14 protein-coding genes are annotated in these 18,813 nt (G+C 45.6%); 5 read left to right on the forward strand and 9 right to left on the reverse strand.

What is annotated here, in order from left to right; genetic code table 11:
- Window positions 1–39 precede the first annotated feature (39 nt).
- The 7 genes from MZ182_RS10340 to gyrA form a co-directional block, all read right to left on the reverse strand.
- Entirely contained in the window at window positions 40–756 is a 717-nt protein-coding gene (locus MZ182_RS10340) for a FadR/GntR family transcriptional regulator (protein WP_011789274.1), read from the reverse strand.
- A 203-nt stretch (window positions 757–959) separates the two neighbouring features.
- Window positions 960–1,565, reverse strand: a complete 606-nt coding sequence (locus MZ182_RS10345) for a beta-phosphoglucomutase family hydrolase (RefSeq protein ID WP_011919352.1) — start codon at window positions 1,563–1,565, stop codon at window positions 960–962.
- 107 nt (window positions 1,566–1,672) lie between these two features.
- Window positions 1,673–3,175 (reverse strand): L-arabinose isomerase, encoded by a 1,503-nt coding sequence (araA, locus tag MZ182_RS10350; protein WP_248066984.1) that lies wholly within the window; start codon window positions 3,173–3,175, stop codon window positions 1,673–1,675.
- A 45-nt stretch (window positions 3,176–3,220) separates the two neighbouring features.
- Window positions 3,221–3,916 (reverse strand): L-ribulose-5-phosphate 4-epimerase, encoded by a 696-nt coding sequence (locus MZ182_RS10355; RefSeq protein WP_011919353.1) that lies wholly within the window; start codon window positions 3,914–3,916, stop codon window positions 3,221–3,223.
- A gap of 1 nt (window position 3,917) precedes the next feature.
- Window positions 3,918–5,591, reverse strand: a complete 1,674-nt coding sequence (locus tag MZ182_RS10360) for a ribulokinase (protein ID WP_014610534.1) — start codon at window positions 5,589–5,591, stop codon at window positions 3,918–3,920.
- 338 nt (window positions 5,592–5,929) lie between these two features.
- On the reverse strand, window positions 5,930–7,021 hold the full coding sequence (serC, locus tag MZ182_RS10365; RefSeq protein WP_248066982.1) for a 3-phosphoserine/phosphohydroxythreonine transaminase: 1,092 nt from the start codon (window positions 7,019–7,021) through the stop codon (window positions 5,930–5,932).
- A gap of 135 nt (window positions 7,022–7,156) precedes the next feature.
- On the reverse strand, window positions 7,157–9,907 hold the full coding sequence (gene gyrA, locus MZ182_RS10370; RefSeq protein ID WP_248066979.1) for a DNA gyrase subunit A: 2,751 nt from the start codon (window positions 9,905–9,907) through the stop codon (window positions 7,157–7,159).
- Between the two features lie 384 nt (window positions 9,908–10,291).
- Between gyrA and ubiG the strand changes: the two genes are divergently transcribed.
- The 5 genes from ubiG to yfaE all read left to right on the forward strand — a co-directional run bounded on the left by ubiG (window position 10,292) and on the right by yfaE (window position 16,016).
- Complete coding sequence (gene ubiG, locus MZ182_RS10375) at window positions 10,292–11,002, forward strand: bifunctional 2-polyprenyl-6-hydroxyphenol methylase/3-demethylubiquinol 3-O-methyltransferase UbiG (protein WP_011919356.1); 711 nt, start codon at window positions 10,292–10,294, stop codon at window positions 11,000–11,002.
- A gap of 1 nt (window position 11,003) precedes the next feature.
- Complete coding sequence (locus MZ182_RS10380; protein ID WP_014610532.1) at window positions 11,004–11,672, forward strand: HAD family hydrolase; 669 nt, start codon at window positions 11,004–11,006, stop codon at window positions 11,670–11,672.
- A gap of 393 nt (window positions 11,673–12,065) precedes the next feature.
- Window positions 12,066–14,354 carry a class 1a ribonucleoside-diphosphate reductase subunit alpha gene (nrdA, locus tag MZ182_RS10385; RefSeq protein ID WP_248066976.1) on the forward strand — a complete coding sequence of 763 codons (2,289 nt, stop codon included), beginning with the start codon at window positions 12,066–12,068 and terminating at the stop codon, window positions 14,352–14,354.
- Window positions 14,355–14,418: 64 nt separating this feature from the next.
- The gene (gene nrdB / locus MZ182_RS10390) at window positions 14,419–15,549 is read left to right on the forward strand and encodes a class Ia ribonucleoside-diphosphate reductase subunit beta (RefSeq protein WP_011789264.1); all 1,131 of its coding nucleotides are present in this window, start codon (window positions 14,419–14,421) and stop codon (window positions 15,547–15,549) included.
- A gap of 11 nt (window positions 15,550–15,560) precedes the next feature.
- A complete protein-coding gene (gene yfaE / locus MZ182_RS10395) occupies window positions 15,561–16,016 on the forward strand; it encodes a class I ribonucleotide reductase maintenance protein YfaE (RefSeq protein ID WP_248066973.1) in 456 nt (151 codons plus the stop codon).
- 31 nt (window positions 16,017–16,047) lie between these two features.
- Here the strand turns inward: yfaE and MZ182_RS10400 are convergent, their stop codons facing one another.
- Window positions 16,048–16,530, reverse strand: coding sequence for a YciI family protein (locus MZ182_RS10400; protein WP_248066970.1), 483 nt, complete (start codon window positions 16,528–16,530; stop codon window positions 16,048–16,050).
- 154 nt (window positions 16,531–16,684) lie between these two features.
- Window positions 16,685–18,703 (reverse strand): FAD-dependent oxidoreductase, encoded by a 2,019-nt coding sequence (locus MZ182_RS10405; RefSeq protein WP_248066967.1) that lies wholly within the window; start codon window positions 18,701–18,703, stop codon window positions 16,685–16,687.
- Between the last annotated feature and the right edge of the window lie 110 nt (window positions 18,704–18,813).

Below are 18,813 nucleotides of genomic sequence, written 5' to 3' on the forward strand. Positions count from 1 at the left end.
GTGATCTAATGGCAAAGATCACCTTATGTAACAAACAGATTAGTCTCGCTCAATATTTTTCTTTAATGTTTCTTGGGAAGTCGACAGCAGCTTATTCATTTCGGCTTTGGCACGCACGCTGTCTCCTGCCGCTATCGCGGTATAAATGGCCTTATGACCCGGAAGTGATTGTAGAAAATCATCTTGAATCGTACTGCTTAATCTAAACAATTCCAGCAATGCCGATTGAATTGAGACACCCAAAGACACCATAAATTCGTTATTAGTGGCATCCAGAATCGCCATATGAAACTCGATATCTGAGGTATATACCTCATCCGTACCCAGCTGTGCGGCTTCCATTTTGGCATAGGCAGCTTCAATGATTTCAAGCTGCTCTGGCGTACGTTTTTTAGCGGCCAATTCTGCGGCGGCTGGCTCAAACACCTCACGAATTTCATACAACGAAGTGTAAAACTCTGGCGACGGTTTAGATTGGGAAAACCAGTTTAAGATCACAGGATCAAACATGTTCCAATGACGACGCTCACGAATGCGGGTACCCAGTTTCGGCCGAGATTCGATTAGCCCCTTAGCCGTCAGCACCTTAAATGCCTCCCTTAACGATGTACGGGAGACCTCAAGTTCTTCACAGATGGTATTTTCATTAGGAATATATTCACCTGGTGCATAAAAACCGCCAACAATACGAGAACCCAGTTCGCTAGCCACCCAGTTGTGGATATTTTGCGGTCGGTTGTTTGCCTGATTTGCCATTGCGCCCTCTTTTGTCTTAGAAAATATGCCGAACTCAACCTAGATGAATAGGTGATAAACCTAAGAATTATCTAATGTTATAATACTACCTTTCCCTAAAAACGTAACAGGTAATTTTCATAAAGCCAAGAATTTATGGGGATTTCAACCAAAGAAAAACATTGGTTTAGGTTTTTAGGGATAAGCCAATAATCGAACCAAGCCTATGCCGTCAGAAAGTAATCATTTTGGATATCAAAATCGACAAGGACATCGACGACAAACATTCCTGCTGACTTAGCCGCTTGAATACCTGCTTTTGCATCTTCAAATACGATGCAGCGCGCTGGCGCGATCCCCATCAATTCGGCGCAGCGTAAAAAGGTATCTGGAGCAGGTTTGGGTTCACTGACCTGATCTGCGCCTACCACATGATCGACCAGTTCAAGCAAACCACACAAGGTTAATATCTCAACCGCTTCGCCAGTATAGGCCCCCGTTCCCACCGCCATAGGACGCTTCCCCTTATTTTGCTTAGCAAACTCGATTAAACGAGTCGGCTTAACATATAAATGCATGGTTTCTCGTACCAAGGCTTCTTTATACTCATTCATCGCTTCATAGCTTGCGGTTGGCGTGACGCCAAAATGGGCGATAAGTATTTCAAGTGTTCCAATGGTCGGTACGCCAGCAAGAGAGCGCATTAACGCTGCATCAATCGGGATCCCAAAGTGACTTAGTGTTTGTCGCCATGCCTGTTCATGTAGCTGACCGCTGTCCACCAAAGTGCCATCCATATCAAAAATAATGCCATCAAAATTTGTATACATGTTGTGTTTCAACCTCTTGGACGGGGAACCATTAGCAAATAAAGAACTCAGCTTCGGACATAAAATACAAAGCCGCCCTAGGGCGGCTCTTAACTTAAGAAGGTAAATTATAGCCCTCTTGCTAGGCCGTAATAAACGGAATTTTGACGTAATTCATTTTTGAACTGACGAATTTGAGTGTCGGCATCAATAATCACTAATTCAGCCCCCGCCATTTCAGCAAAATCGACAATGTTTTCAGTCGATATCGCTTGGCTGTAGGCCGAGTGATGCGCGCCGCCCGCATGGATCCACGCCGTTGCTGCAATTGACAAATTTGGACGCGGTTCCCAAAGTGCAGAAGCAACAGGTAAGTTTGGTAAATCCTGTGGCGGTGTCACTGTGTCTAATTCGTTGAGGATAATACGGAAACGATTACCAAGATCGATTGTCGATACGTTGATGGCAGGCCCCGCTTTCGCCGTAAACAGTAAGCGTGGCACATCACAGCGCACACCTATAGTGTGGCGATGCACTTCTAAACGTGGTTTGTTAGCAGCAATAGATGGACACACTTCGAGCATATGTGCGCCGAGCACTTGATCCGTCGCACCGAAGTTATAGGTGTAATCCTCCATAAAGGAAGTACCTCCAACACGGCCTTGTCCCATCACTTTCATGATGCGTACCATCGCGGCAGTTTTCCAATCACCTTCGCCGCCATAGCCAATACCATTGGCCATCAAACGCTGTGTCGCTAACCCTGGTAATCCCGTCATTCCCGTTAAGTTTTCAAAGCAGTTCGTAAAAGCACCAAACTCGCCATCCTTTAAGAACTGCGCTAACCCGAGTTCGATTTTGGCTTCTTTTCTTAAACGATCGAGTTGGTATTCATCATTAAACAATTCGTTGCTAATAATATATTCGCTCGCATAGCGGTCGATTTGAGCCGTGATATCATTTTCGCTAATGGCATTAATGGCATCATTGAGTTCGCCTAAACTGTAGGCATGCACTTCGTAACCGAATTGAATTTGTGCCGCAACTTTATCACCTTCGGTCACAGCCACTTGGCGCATATTGTCACCAAAGCGAGCAATACGAAGATTTTGACTTTCGTTCCAGCCTGCTGCCGCGCGGCACCAATCATCCACTTGGGCTTGTACATCGTTTGTTTGCCAATGCCCTACAACCACTTTGCGCTCTTTACGCATCCGAGTGCCGATATAACCAAACTCGCGGCAACCGTGGGCACTTTGATGGGTGTTCATATAGTTCATATTAATGTCGGCCCACGGCAGTTCGGCATTAAATTGAGTATGCAAATGCATAAAGGGTTTGCTGAGTTCATTCAGTCCCGCAATCCACATTTTGGCTGGCGAGAAAGTGTGCATCCACAGGATAATCCCGACACAGTTTTCGTCGCTGTTAGCAGCTTGGCACACCGCGTAAATTTCGCGGGGAGATTTAACCGTGGGTTTATAGACAACTTCCATTGAAATTGCATCAGACTGATTAAATCCGTTGACAATTTGTTCACTGTTTTTTGCTACTTGCTCTAACACTTTGGGCCCGTACAAATCCTGCGACCCCGTGACAAACCACACTTGTTTTTGTTTGAATGCTTTCATATCGCTCTCTCTCATCTTTAAATTCAGTTATTCAGAACAGGAAACTTATTTGTCTTGACCATAGTAAGCATCTTTGCCGTGCTTACGCAGATAGTGCTTATCTATAAGCTCTTGTTTTAATGATGCTATATTCGGTGACAATGTCTTAGTGAGGTATGCCATTCTGGCAATTTCTTCAAGCAGAACGGCGTGGTAAACGGATTTGGCGGCACTGTCTCCCCACGTAAATGGTGCATGCCCTGCCACAATGACCATAGGTGACTCACTCGGGTTTCTATCAGCAAAACAATCGAGAATCTGTACACCGGTTTCTTCTTCGTAGTCGCGACTAATTTGGTCATCACGCATCACGGCTGTACAGGGGATCTCGCCGTAAACATAATCGGCTTGAGTGGTACCAAAACAAGGGATTGCAATTTGCGCCTGTGCCCATGCGGTGGCATAGGTGGAATGCGTATGGGTAATGCCCCCAATACTTTCCCACTGGCGATACAAGTAAGTGTGGGTTTTAGTGTCAGATGATGGACGTAAACGTCCCTCGACGATGTGGTTTTCAAGATCGACGATAACGATATCTTCAACCTTAAGATCTTCGTAGGGTACGCCGCTGGGCTTAATACCGATGACACCACGCTTGCGATCAATTTGTGACACATTGCCAAAGGTATAGGTCACTAAATGACGCTTTTCGAGCTCCATATTGGCTTCATAAACTTCGCGTTTAAGTTCTATAAATGACATATTATTTCGCTCCATCAACATAATGGCCTAGGGCTAGATACGCTTGATAAAGCATTTGGTATTTTTCTGCATTGATGGGATTAGGCTGATAGGTTTTAGCTACATTTGAAGCCATCACAGCTTGAGCACTTAATACATCAGGATAAATACCCGCCGCCGTTGCGGCATAAATGGCGGCGCCTAAGGCACAGCTTTGCTCACTTTCCAGCACGTCAATATTACAATTCCACACATCGGCGCAGGTTTGCATAATAAAATCAGACTTTTTAGAGATGCCGCCAATGGTCACGACATGGTCTATCCGCACCCCTTCCTCCTTAAAGCGTTCAATAATCGCCCTTGCTCCGTAGGCACTGGCCTCGACTAAGGCTTTAAAGACGTGCGGTGCATGGCTACCCATGGTTAAGCCGCTGATCGCCATAGAAACGGATTGATCGGCATCGGGAGTACGGCGTCCGTTAATCCAATCTAGCGCGACAATGCCTGTTTCACTGACGGGAAGATTAGCCGCTGCCTCACCGAGTTTTGCTAAGGTTTCATCTTCAAGTTGTGCAATAAGTTTAGCTTTCACCTCATCGTCAAATAGTGCAGAGGTATTGATCTGTTTAATGGGCCAAAGGGTGAGATCCTTAAACCAAGCATACAAATCGCCAAAGGCCGACTGCCCTGCTTCAAGACCAATCATCCCCGGTAACACTGAACCATCAACTTGGCCACAAATGCCTTTAATACACCGCTCACCAATGTCTTCATAACTGGCAACGGTAATATCGCAGGTCGATGTCCCCATCACCTTAGTCAGTACGCCCGCTTTAACATTGGCACCAACCGCACCGGCATGGCAGTCAAACGCACCGAACGACACGATAACATCGGTCGATAATCCTAGATTGGCTGCCCACTCAGGGGTTAAAGTACCGCAGACTTTATCTGAAGTGCAGGTTTCCACGGGTAAGCGATCACGCAAACCTTCGAGCAATGGATCAATACCAACAAAAAATTCATTCGGTGGATACCCATTCCATGACGCGTGCCACATGACTTTATGCCCTGATGCACAGCGCCCTGCCTTATAGACCTTAGGGTGAGTTGTGCCTGTCATTAGCGCGGTGATCCAATCACAGTGCTCAACCCAACTGTATGCCGATTGTCTTACTTCGGTATCATGGCGCAGAACATATAAAGCCTTGGCCCAGAACCACTCAGATGAGTAGATCCCCCCCTCATATTTAAGATAATTTTCTTTAGCCACCTTTGCCGCAGCAGTAATTTGCTGCGCCTCTAGTATTGCGCTATGGTCTTTCCAGAGTAAAAACATTGCATTAGGGTTATTAGCAAATTCGTCTTTAAGTGCCAATGCCATACCTGACTCATCGACAGCAATCGGAGTAGAACCTGTGGTATCGACACTCAAACCACACACTTTTTCAGCGGCTCCCGGTGGCGCTTTAGTCCAAAGTCCCTGAACAACTTCAATTAAACTTTCAATGTAATCGAGTGGATGCTGCCTAAATTGATTTTTAGCAGGATCGCAAAATAACCCCTTTTTCCAACGTGGGTAATAAACCACATTAGTGGCAACCTCAACACCTGTCTGCGTATCAACCAATAACGCGCGAACTGAGTCAGAACCGTAATCTAGCCCTAACGCGTAAGACCCTAAAACATTAGCCATTAGCATCCCCGTACATTGAACTCTGCCCTAACCAAGTGAGTGCAGATGACATCAAAACATTTAGTACTACAATACTACTATAGCTTAATGGTATTACAATATTATTTTAATTGGGAATGATAAATTTTTTAACATCACCAAACAGCAAGGGAGGTTTTTGATGATGAAAAAGAGGAGTTATTCAGGATTTGAGGATAAAAAAAAGCGAATGCACTGTGGCATTCGCTGTTTACTGCTTGACATCTTTTGGTGGTAACCCAAAAAAGTGAATAAATATTTTGGGATATTTAGCGGTCAAATCAATATGACTTTATCGCTAATATTTAAATAAGCCTGTGTTAGCGGTACTTTGCGGCAAACTCATTCATAAACTTCACTAACGCGATAACGCCCTCAAGTGGCATCGCATTGTAAAGGCTAGCGCGCATACCGCCGACAATTCGGTGGCCTTTTAAGGCCACGAGCCCTGCGACTTGTGCTTGCTTTAAGAACTCACCATCAAGTGTTTCATCAGCGAGCTGAAAGGTCACATTCATTTGTGAACGGTTAGAAGCAACAACACCATTACGATAAAAGGTATTACTGTCGATGCATTGGTACAGCATTTGTGCTTTTTGTTGATTAATTTTTGCAATACTCGCAATGCCACCAATGGACTTAAGCCAAGCAAAGACTTCAGCGGCGAGATACCAAGCAAAGGTTGGCGGTGTGTTGAACATAGAGTCATGCTCAACGGCTAAACGATAGTCCATGATGGACGACTGCGGTAAACTCGGCAGTGTTAACATGTCATCGCGCACTATCACTATCGACAGACCCGATGGACCTATGTTCTTTTGTGCGCCAGCGTAAATCAAACCGTAGCGGCTGACGTCGATTTCACGTGACATAATGGTTGACGATAAATCGGCAACAATTGGCCAAGGTGAGTCTAATTCATCAAAAATTTCGATACCATCTACTGTCTCATTAGGGCAGTAGTGAACATAGTGATAATCGGCATCGATTTTATGTAAATCAGGTAAGACAACCGCATTGAGTCCATTGTGTTTTTCAACAATATTCAAGCTATCAATCTGCGCTTCACCCACGAGCTTTTGTGCTTCGGCTAATGCGGCAGATGACCATTGACCACTGACTAAATACAGGGCTCTGCCATGATTACCTAAAAAATTATTCACAACAGCGGAGAACTGTCCACGACCACCGCCGTGCATAAATAGCACATGGTAATTTGTGGGGATCTGCATCAGTTCACGTAAATCGGACTCGGCTTGTTGTGTAAGCGCGATGAACTCTTTACTTCGGTGGCTGATTTCCATCACGGAAACGCCTTGACCATTCCAATCAAGTAATTCCTGTTGTGCTTTTTTCATTACCGCTGCGGGTAACATTGCAGGTCCAGCACAGAAATTATAAATCGCGCTCACTGACACTCTCCTTAATCCCAACCATGATGTAGGTATTGATAAATACGAAACCATTCTAAAACGAACAATGCTATCAACATCAATGCCATTAAAAAAACGAGCGTCCAATTGGACGCTCGTTAATATGACACTTAATTACTCTTCGTCTTGCTCATCATCAGCAAGTTCGTCTTCATCTTCGTCCAACTCTTCTTCGTCATCCAGCGCTTCTTCAAGCGCCTCGTCAGCTAATTCGCCTTCGACAATGACAGGAACAATCGGTAAACCGTTTTCATCCAGCTCGACTTCATCTTCTTCAGTTTGGATTTCGTCGATACGTTGTAGGCCGACCACTTTCTCGTCGCCCGCAGTGCGGATAATCGTTACACCTTGAGTGTTACGGCCAATGATAGACACGCCGCTCGCAGGTGTACGCACTAAGGTACCTTTATCACTGATGAGCATCAGTTCGTCGTTAAGACCGACTTGAACAGCCCCAACAACAGCGCCGTTACGTTCACTCACCTTGATTGAAACCACACCTTTAGTCGCACGGCTCTTCGCAGGATATTCAGACAGTTGCGTCCGTTTACCGTAACCGTTTTCAGTCACGGTCAGAATCGCGCCATCGCCCTTCGGTACGATAAGCGACACGACTTTTTGACCTTCTTCTAAACGGATACCACGAACGCCTGTTGCAGTACGGCCCATAGGACGTAAGGACAAGACTTCTTCACCGGTTTCAGGATCGGTTTTCACTTCGCCTGTTTCAGAATCACGAACTTTTTCACCAAAGCGAACCACTTTCCCTTCGTTCGAGAACAACATGATTTCGTCATCACCGTTAGTGATATCGACACCGATCAGTTGGTCACCGTCTTTGAGGTTAACGGCGATAATGCCGTTTGCACGTGGATTGCTATAAGCAGTTAGTGCGGTTTTCTTCACAGTACCGTGTGAGGTCGCCATGATGATGTACTTGTCAGCCGCGTATTCACGTACTGGCAGAATCGCAGTAATGCGCTCGCCATCGGATAACGGCAACAAGTTAACAATTGGACGACCACGGGCCGTACGGCTCGCTAATGGCAGTTGATACACTTTGAGCCAGTACATCTTACCAAAATCAGAGAAGCACAAAATGGTATCATGGGTATTGGCAACTAACAGCTTCTCGACGAAATCTTCGTCTTTCACTTTCGTCGCGGCTTTACCTTTACCGCCACGGCGCTGGGCTTGGTAATCGGTCAATGGTTGATACTTGGCATAACCTAAGTGCGACAGTGTTACCACAACGTCTTCTTCGTTGATCAAGTCTTCAAGACTCATATCGACTTCGTTGGCATTGATCACTGTACGGCGCGCATCACCATATTCTTCAAGGATTTGAACTAATTCTTCCTTGATCACTTCCATCAAACGCTCAGGACTGCGCAAAATAAACAGCAGACCCGCGATAAATTCGAGCAGTTCTTCGTATTCGGCGATGATCTTATCGTGCTCAAGACCGGTCAAACGGTGTAAACGCAGTTCCAGAATGGCCTGAGCTTGTTGCTCAGTCAGGAAGTATTGACCGTCACGAATACCGTATTGTGGCTCTAACCACTCAGGACGCGCGGCGTCATCGCCCGCTTTTTCCAGCATGCCTTGAACGTGGCCTAATTCCCAACCTTGCTCAACCAATTTCACTTTGGCATCCGCAGGCGTTGGTGAGGCTTTGATCAGTGCAATAATCGGGTCAATGTTAGCCAGTGCAACCGCCAGCGCTTCCAAAATATGGGCACGCTCACGGGCTTTACGCAGTTCGAATACGGTACGACGCGTCACCACTTCACGGCGATGCAGAATAAAGCATTCGAGCATTTCTTTAAGATTAAACAGTTTAGGCTGACCATTGGTCAGGGCCACCATGTTAATCCCGAAAGAACACTGCATTTGCGTTTGAGCATAAAGGTTATTGAGTACAACCTCGCCCACTTCACCGCGCTTAATTTCGATAACGATACGCATACCGTCTTTATCAGACTCGTCGCGTAGACCACTGATCCCTTCAAGCTTTTTATCTTTAACCAGCTCGGCAATCTTCTCGATTAACCGGGCTTTGTTCACTTGATAAGGAATTTCAGTGACGATAATGCGCTCGCGGCCATTATCTTCTGTTTCAATATCCGCCAGAGCACGCATGATCGCGCGGCCACGGCCCGTTTTATAGGCATCAATAATGCCTTTACGGCCATTGATAATCGCCGCAGTGGGAAAATCTGGACCTGGGATATATTCCATCAACTGTTCAATCGACAGTGAAGGTTCTTCAATCAATGCCAAACAGCCCTTGACCACTTCGGTTAGGTTGTGGGGTGGGATGTTGGTTGCCATACCTACCGCAATACCTGACGAACCGTTAATTAACAGGTTAGGTACGCGTGTAGGTAATACGGCTGGAATTTGTTCGGTGCCGTCGTAGTTAGGGACGAAATCCACTGTCTCTTTTTCAAGATCGGCCAGTAATTGGTGCGCTAACTTATCCATACGGATTTCGGTATAACGCATTGCCGCCGCTGAGTCACCGTCGACCGAACCGAAGTTACCTTGGCCGTCTACTAAGGTGTAACGCAGTGAGAATGGCTGGGCCATACGGACGATAGTGTCATAAACAGCAATATCACCATGGGGGTGATATTTACCGATGACGTCACCGACCACACGGGCTGATTTTTTGTAAGGCTTGTTCCAATCGTTCTTCAATTCACTCATGGCAAACAGAACGCGGCGATGAACCGGCTTTAAGCCGTCGCGCACGTCTGGTAATGCACGTCCCACGATAACGCTCATGGCGTAATCAAGGTACGAATTCTTTAGTTCGTCTTCGATATTAATTGGCGAAATAGATGATGCCAGATCAGTCATAAACTGCTCGTTCCCCTGAAAAATAGCCGACAACGTATAATCCGTATCATTGCCTAGCCCAAAAACGTGATTTGGCATTCTAACACAGTTATTTAATGTCGCCAGACCTATCATTATCGAATTGAGAAGGAAGCAACTTAATAGATGAAAACACTATCAATTTAGACTTGTGAACTTGGAAAAAGACAAGGTTTTATGCCAATTTGAGCTCAAACCTTGGTTAATCTGTAAACAGAAAAGGCGACTTAGGGCACAGTGAGTTGCTACAGAGATGAAAATTGTCTAAATTTCACTCAACCACAAGGACTTAGAGCCAGCGAACACTTTGTTTATCAATCATAGTCGTTATAATAGCCGCACAATACAGCCGCTTCAGGTAATCCCATGCAACATAATACCAATGTAGACCCACAGGAAATCGCAAAGTTTGAACGTATGGCCGAGACTTGGTGGGATCTTAACGGCGAATTTAAGCCGCTGCATCTACTAAACCCGCTGCGCTTAAACTATATCGATCAAACCGCTGGCGGTATTTTCGGTAAAAAAGTGCTCGATGTGGGTTGTGGTGGAGGCATTTTATCTGAAAGTATGGCGCGTATCGGTGCCGAGGTTGATGGTCTGGATATGGGTGAAGAACCCTTAGAAGTCGCGCGTCTTCACGCGCTGGAAACCGGTGTAAACATCACTTATGTAAAAAATACGGCCGAAGCCCATAGCCAAGATCATCAAGGCTATTACGATGTGGTAACTTGCATGGAAATGCTCGAGCATGTGCCTAATCCGCAATCGGTCATCAAGGCTTGCTGCGATATGGTAAAACCCGGTGGCTTCGTATTTTTCTCAACCATTAACCGCAATCTAAGATCTTATGTTGAAACGATTTTAGGTGCCGAATACCTGCTAAAAATGCTACCAGTTGGCACCCATGATCATAATAAATTTATCAAACCCTCAGAGCTGATCGAGCTGGTAGATAATACAGATCTTATCTGCAAAGACGCTGTTGGAATAACCTATAACCCACTAACAGGCATTTTTAAGTACACCCCAAGGGTTGATGTCAATTATATGATTGCAACCCAGAAGGTTGATTAACATGAGTTTGTCACAGGTTAAAGCGGTACTGTTTGATCTTGATGGTACGCTTGCCGATACCGCGCCAGATCTTGTGCAGGCACTGAACTTAAGTCTCTGTGACGCGGGGATTGAAGCAAAACCCTTCGAGCTACTACGCAGCGCCGCTTCCCACGGCAGTTTTGCCTTAGTTGATGCCGCGCTCCCCAATGCTGATGAGTCCCTGCGTATTCAGATCCAGCAAGGGCTACTCGCCCACTATCAACGTATTAATGGCGACTATTGTCGATTATTTACCGGTATGGATGTATTGCTCGACTGGCTTGAGCTACAGCAACTGCCATTTGGCGTTATTACCAATAAACCAGCGCGCTTTACTCGTCCGCTGGTTAGAAAACTGAATTTGCACCAGCGGATGCAAGTTGTTATCAGCGGCGATTCAACCCGCTATGCTAAACCCCATACGGCGCCTATGTTACTGGGTGCGCAGCAGCTTAACTGCGCCCCTGAACATATACTGTACTTAGGAGATGCTGAACGAGATTTACTCGCCGCCAAAGCGGCAGGTATGGTCGGCGGTGTGGCATTATGGGGTTATTTAGGGGAAGAAGATAAACCACAAAATTGGCCTGCATTGGCACAATTTAGTTCACCTTTGGCTGTCCATCAGGCTTTAGTTGCAACCCGTTAGTTGAGTGGTTTGATCGAACTGCTGCTTATTTTAGCGATCGCGATCTCAAGTGAGATCGCGCAAAAAGTCGACATGGATCATGTACACTACTCTGAAATAGCACTTCAGGGTTAGCCATTACTAACACAACTGCTTATCCTCAAGATATCCACAAGATACCCCCGAAATTCTAACTTGCAAATAGCGTCAAACCTCACTATCTTGTATCTCAGATTATTTAAAACACCATATCTTGTGTATCGGTAACAATCAGACACACTAAAAACTCCCCACTCAATTGACGCCATTTTAGGAGGTCAGCAGTATTTAAGGGATGTTTGTTGATTGTTTTACAAGGAAACGTACGGTGACTTAGCTCACCTGAATAGATATCAGAACCAAGGCCTCTCTTCAATGAATAGCACTATAACAGTCACAAAACGCTGTGGTGAACGTGAGAATATCGATCTCGAAAAAATACACCGCGTAATTACTTGGGCAGCCAAGGGATTAAAAAACGTTTCTGTTTCTGAAGTTGAACTTCGCTCGCATTTGCAGTTTTACGATGGTATTCCCACCGAAACTATCCACGAAACCATTATCAAAGCGGCAGCGGATTTAATTTCACCCGAATCACCGGACTACCAGTTCCTTGCTGCCCGTTTAGCGGTGTTTCATTTGCGTAAGAAAGCCTTTGGTCAATTCGAACCGCCAGCCTTGTACGATCATGTGACTAAACTCGTTGAACTTGGCAAGTATGATATGCACATTCTGCAGGATTATACCCGCGAAGAACTTGACCTTATGGATACCTATATCGACCACTGGCGCGATATGAATTTCTCCTACGCAGCGGTTAAACAGCTTGAAGGCAAGTATTTAGTTCAAAACCGCGTGACCCACGAGATTTATGAGAGCGCCCAGTTCCTCTATATTCTGGTGGCGGCCTGTTTGTTTGCCCGTTATCCAAAAGAAACACGTCTGAAATACGTGAAAGATTTCTATGATGCGGTATCAACCTTTAAGATATCCTTACCCACGCCTATCATGGCGGGTGTTCGTACGCCAACGCGTCAATTCAGTTCATGCGTATTAATTGAGTGTGGCGATAGCTTAGACTCAATCAACGCGACCGCATCGTCAATCGTGAAGTACGTTAGCCAACGTGCGGGTATCGGCATTAACGCCGGTCGTATTCGTGCATTAGGTAGCCCAATCCGTGGCGGCGAAGCCTTCCACACAGGTTGTTTACCTTTCTATAAGTATTTCCAAACGGCGGTCAAGTCTTGCTCTCAAGGCGGTGTACGTGGCGGTGCTGCAACCCTGTTCTATCCTATTTGGCATTTAGAAGTCGAATCTCTGCTGGTATTGAAAAATAACCGTGGCGTAGAAGACAACCGTATCCGTCATCTTGATTACGGTGTGCAGCTGAACAAAGTCATGTATCAACGTCTGATCAAAGGCGAGAATATTAGTTTATTCAGCCCATCGGATGTACCCGGTTTGTACGATGCCTTCTTTGAGGATCAAGCCGAATTTGAGCGTTTATATCTGCAATATGAGCAAGACAGCAGCATTCGTAAGAAGACCATTAAAGCCGTCGAACTGTTTTCACTGATGATGCAAGAACGCGCTTCGACAGGTCGTATCTATATCCAAAACGTGGATCACTGTAACACTCACAGCCCATTCGATTCAAAAGTTGCGCCGATCAGACAATCTAACCTCTGTCTTGAAATCGCACTGCCAACTAAGCCATTAAATAACATTGATGATCCTAATGGCGAAATCGCCCTTTGCACTTTGTCAGCCTTAAACCTCGGAGCGATTAAGGAACTTTCAGAACTTGAGCCCTTGGCCGACTTAGCAGTACGAGCACTGGATAACCTATTGGATTATCAAGATTATCCAATAAAAGCGGCACAAATTGCATCAATGAACCGCCGCACACTCGGTATAGGTGTAATTAACTTCGCGAACTACTTAGCCAAAAATGGCATGAAGTATTCCGATGGCAGTGCAAACAATCTGACTCATCGAACCTTTGAAGCCATTCAGTTCTACTTACTGAAAGCCTCTATGAACTTGGCGAAAGAGCAAGGTGCTTGTCCGTTATTTAACGAAACCACCTACTCCCAAGGTATTTTGCCAATTGATACTTACAAACGTGACTTAGATAAGATTTGTAATGAGCCGTTACATTTAGACTGGGAATCACTGCGCAGCGATATTAAGCAGTACGGTTTACGTAACTCAACATTGTCTGCCTTGATGCCGTCTGAAACATCATCACAAATTTCAAATGCGACGAACGGTATCGAGCCACCACGTGGACTTATCAGCGTAAAAGCCAGTAAAGACGGTCAACTCAAGCAAGTAGTGCCTGATTTTGACATCCTAAAAGATAACTATGAATTGCTATGGAAAATGCCAAGCAACGACGGTTACTTGCAGTTAGTGGGCATTATGCAGAAGTTTGTTGATCAAGCGATTTCGGCCAACACCAACTACGATCCTTCACGTTTCGAAGGCCGTAAAGTGCCAATGCAGACGCTACTGAAAGATTTGCTCAATGCCTATAAGTTGGGTGTAAAAACCTTGTACTACCATAACACTCGCGATGGTGCATCGGATCAACACGATGACATCACCAACCTAGAGAAAGAAGATGATGGATGTGCAGGCGGTGCCTGTAAAATCTAGTCTTTTACGTTAACGGTTTTGCAGGGGTCCCTTTGGGATCCCTGCCCATTGGAAAAATAGCAACATGGCCTACTCTACCTTCTGTCAAACACCTAACGATGCTACCCGCGAACCTATGTTTTTAGGTCAATCGGTCAATGTGGCACGCTATGATCAACAAAAATATGAAGTGTTCGAAAAACTGATAGAAAAGCAGTTATCTTTCTTTTGGCGCCCCGAAGAAGTTGATGTCAGTCGCGATAAAATTGATTACAACGATCTGCCCGATCATGAAAAGCATATTTTTATTTCAAACTTGAAATACCAGACGCTGCTCGATTCTATTCAAGGGCGTTCACCTAATGTCGCATTTTTACCCTTAGTATCATTGCCTGAGTTGGAAACGTGGATCGAGACTTGGTCTTTTTCTGAAACAATTCACTCACGCTCTTATACCCATATTATCCGCAATATCGTCAACGATCCCTCGGTGATTTTTGACGATATCGTTGTGAATAAAGAAATTTTACGCCGCGCAACGGACATTGCCGAATACTACGACCACTTGATTAAACTGACGCAAGTATTCAACCTATTTGGTGCTGGCACCCATCTTATTGATGGCGAAGAATTAGTCGTAAATACCCGTACACTGAAAAAAGCACTCTATTTGTGCATGATGTCTGTGAACGCCCTCGAAGCCATTCGTTTCTACGTGAGTTTTGCCTGTTCCTTTGCCTTTGCTGAACGTAAGCTAATGGAAGGTAACGCAAAAATCATTCGCTTAATTGCCCGTGATGAAGCCTTACACTTAAACAGTACTCAGCATATTTTAAACATTATGCAGGGCGGTAAAGACGATCCTGAAATGGGCGAAATTGCGGCGCAGTGCCAACAGGAAGCCTACGATCTGTTCTTAAAAGCCGCCGAGCAAGAAAAAGAATGGGCAAAATACCTGTTCAAAGATGGCTCTATGATTGGCTTGAATGAGCAAATTCTTTGTCAATATGTTGAATTTATCACCAATCAACGCATGAAGTCCGTCAATCTGCCACAACCTTATCCAGAAAGTACCAACCCATTGCCTTGGATGAAAAATTGGCTAGAAAGTGATGCAGTACAAGTTGCCCCCCAAGAAGTAGAAGTGTCTTCTTATCTTGTCGGGCAAATTGACTCGGCGGTGGATGGTGATGAATTCCTCGACTTCGATCTCTAGGTAGACCTACAGTGGCAAAACCAAGGCACTTCAGCCCCAATTTAGCCAAAAGCCCCTTTGCGAAGGCGCCCATAGTGCGCCTTCAGGGCCAACCTGTGCTGCTCTTTACCGAGCAACAGGGGTCTTTGTTGCAAGCACTCGAAGCGAAGAACATCAAGATGTTCTCTGAATGCCGAAGCGGTTTCTGTGGTGCCTGCAAGACGAGGATTATCAGCGGTAAAGTCAGCTATTTAAGCGAGCCCTTAGCCGAGCTGAATAACGACGAATGCCTACCCTGCTGCTGTATACCTTCGGAGGATTTAGAACTCGATTTATCCCCCGAAGGGGCGACTGTTGTCACCTACGCAGCCAATGTGGCCAGAAAGCCACAGCAAACGGGCCACACCCATTCACCAACACAGAGCACCATATCCCATAGTGCAAAGCCGCAGATCTCACCAAAAATCGCCGAAGTGTGCGAAGAATAACCTCTGCTAATTGAGTCTAGCGACTTGGCTGTTAAATATCTTTTTTCGCCATCACCCTATGCAGTTCATTCACCTCTGTCAGTGCGGCGCTGCCATACCAAGGTAATAACTCCAATACTAGGCTACCCGCTTGAATTGCAGGATCGGTTTCCGTTAAGGCTTTTGCCTCTTCAACCGTAGTAACGTCAAAAACATAAATGCCGCGTAATTCGCCATCGTGTAAAAAGGGCCCTGCCAGCACTAATTTACCCTCATTGGCAAGGCGAGTGATATTGTTCAAATGCGCCCGTTGTAATTGCTCGGCCTGTGCCTGTGTTCTATCCCTATTAGGGCCCCGCTTTAAAAAGGCCATGACATAGTGCTTCATACCGTATTCATCGGCACCGGCATTTTTAGCACGCTGCTCGTCAAACTGTGGAGTACTATGCGCTGAAAAACTCATCACTAATCCACATAATAGACAAGTGATAAGGCTGATGGTGACCTTAGCGTTAAAGATAGTGTTAAGCTGCATAGCGAATTCCCTCTGCATGAGTTATGGGTGAGTTATGTTGCTTAATTTAAACATTTAAACCTTAGCGTATTTGCGGCAATAATGTTGAAAATACAATAAAAAAAGCCTGATTAAGATTCAGGCTTTAATTTTATATGGGTTCTTCAAAATGGCTCTATAACCGCATCGCCAGTTCGGCACCTTGGCGAATAGCCCGTTTCGCATCAAGTTCTGCAGCAACATCTACACCGCCGATTAAATGCACAGGAATGCCTGTTGCTTTCATCTCATCCACTAACGTGCGATTAGATTCTTGGCCAGCGCAGAGGATAACATTATCGACGGGCAACACTTCTGCTTGCTCGCCAACGCGAATATGCAATCCTTCATCATCAAACTTGTTGTAGCTCACACCCGTTTTCATCTTCACATCATGTTGCTTTAACACTAAGCGGTGGATCCAGCCAGTCGTTTTACCTAAGCCTTGGCCCATTTTTGAGGTTTTGCGTTGCAATAAATAGACTTGTCTGTGTTCTGGATTATCGGTCTCAGGCTCACTTAAACCGCCCGCATGTTGATATTGCTTATCAATGCCCCACTGTTTTAACCATTTGTCAGGATGTAATGTGCTCGATTCGGATTCACATAGGTAATGCGCCATATCAAAACCAATACCGCCGGCACCAATTAAGGCGACTTTATCGCCAATACTGACTTGGCCTGTGAGCACTTGTTGATAATCCACCACTTTATGGCTGTCAAATCCTAGGAAGTTTAATGCTCTGGGTACCACGCCTGATGCGATAACGATTTCATCAAACGTCTCCGTTTCTAACACCTTGGCATCTAACCGAGTATTTAACCGCAAATCGATTTTATACAGTTTGATTTGATTGAGGAAATAACGAATAGTCTCGTTAAACTCTTCTTTTCCGGGGATTTTACGTGCCAGATTAAATTGACCGCCGACTTCAGATTTCGCTTCAAACAAGACAACTTCATGGCCGCGCATCGCCGCATAAACCGAAAATGCCATCCCAGCAGGGCCTGCGCCCATCACCGCAATACGTTTCTTGTGTGCCGTTGGTAAGAAGTTGATTTCCGTTTCATAACAGGCACGAGGATTCACTAAGCAGGTTGCGCGCTTGAGGGAAAAAGTATGGTCAAGACAAGCTTGGTTACAGCCAATGCAGGTGTTGATAAGCTCCGGTGTGTTCGCCGCAGCCTTATTCACAAACTCGGGATCGGCAAGGAAAGGTCTTGCCATCGACACCATATCCGCTTGCCCTGAGGCGATGATTTGTTCGCCAATCTCCGGCGTATTAATACGGTTAGTTGCAATTAAGGGGACAGAAACGGATTGTTTGAGTTTTTCAGTCACCCATGCAAAGGCGCCCCGCGGCACACTGGTTGCGATTGTTGGTATACGCGCTTCATGCCAACCAATCCCCGTATTGATAATGGACACCCCCGCTTGCTCAAGCCACTGGGCGAGTTGCACCACTTCATCCCAAGTCGAGCCGTTATCGACCAGATCGAGCATGGATAACCGGAAGATAATGATGAATTCTTTACCGACTTTTGCCCGTATCGCGTTAACAATCTCAATAGGAAATTGCGCTCGTTTTTCAAACGCACCGCCCCATTCATCGCTGCGAGTATTGGTACGCGCACTGACAAACTGATTAATTAAATACCCTTCAGAGCCCATCACCTCAACACCATCGTAACCCGCTTTTTTAGCAAGGGCGGCAGAGCTGGCGTAATCCTTAATGGTCGAACGTACTTGGCGGCTCGACATTGCCGACGGCGTAAAGGGTGTAATGGGTGACTTAATCTTACTTGGTGCTTGGGAAAAAGGATGATAACCATAACGACCCGCATGCAAAATTTGCATACAAATCTTACCGCCAGCCTCATGCACCGCCTGCGTAACCACGCGATGCTTACCCACTTGCCATGGAAAACTCAACTGACAAGCATGGGGCGTAAGGCGGCCACGAAGATTGGGGGAAATACCGCCCGTCACAATCAAACCTACACCGCCCAGAGCGCGTTCTTTGTAAAACGCTGCCAGTTTCTCAAATCCGCCCTTTTCTTCTTCTAAACCTGTGTGCATTGAGCCCATAAGCACGCGGTTTTTGAGCTGGGTAAATCCCAGATCTAAGGGTTCTAATAAATGGGGAAACGACATTCAAACATCCTTTTAAAACAAGTGATTTAAATCAGCATACCTTGACTCAAATATAAGCTCAACCGTTGCTTAGATGCCTTAAGTTAAAAACCTTTACAATTGTGTTTAGC

The sequence above is a fragment of the Shewanella sp. JNE2 genome, assembly GCF_023159115.1.
GTDB classification, from domain to species: domain Bacteria; phylum Pseudomonadota; class Gammaproteobacteria; order Enterobacterales; family Shewanellaceae; genus Shewanella; species Shewanella putrefaciens.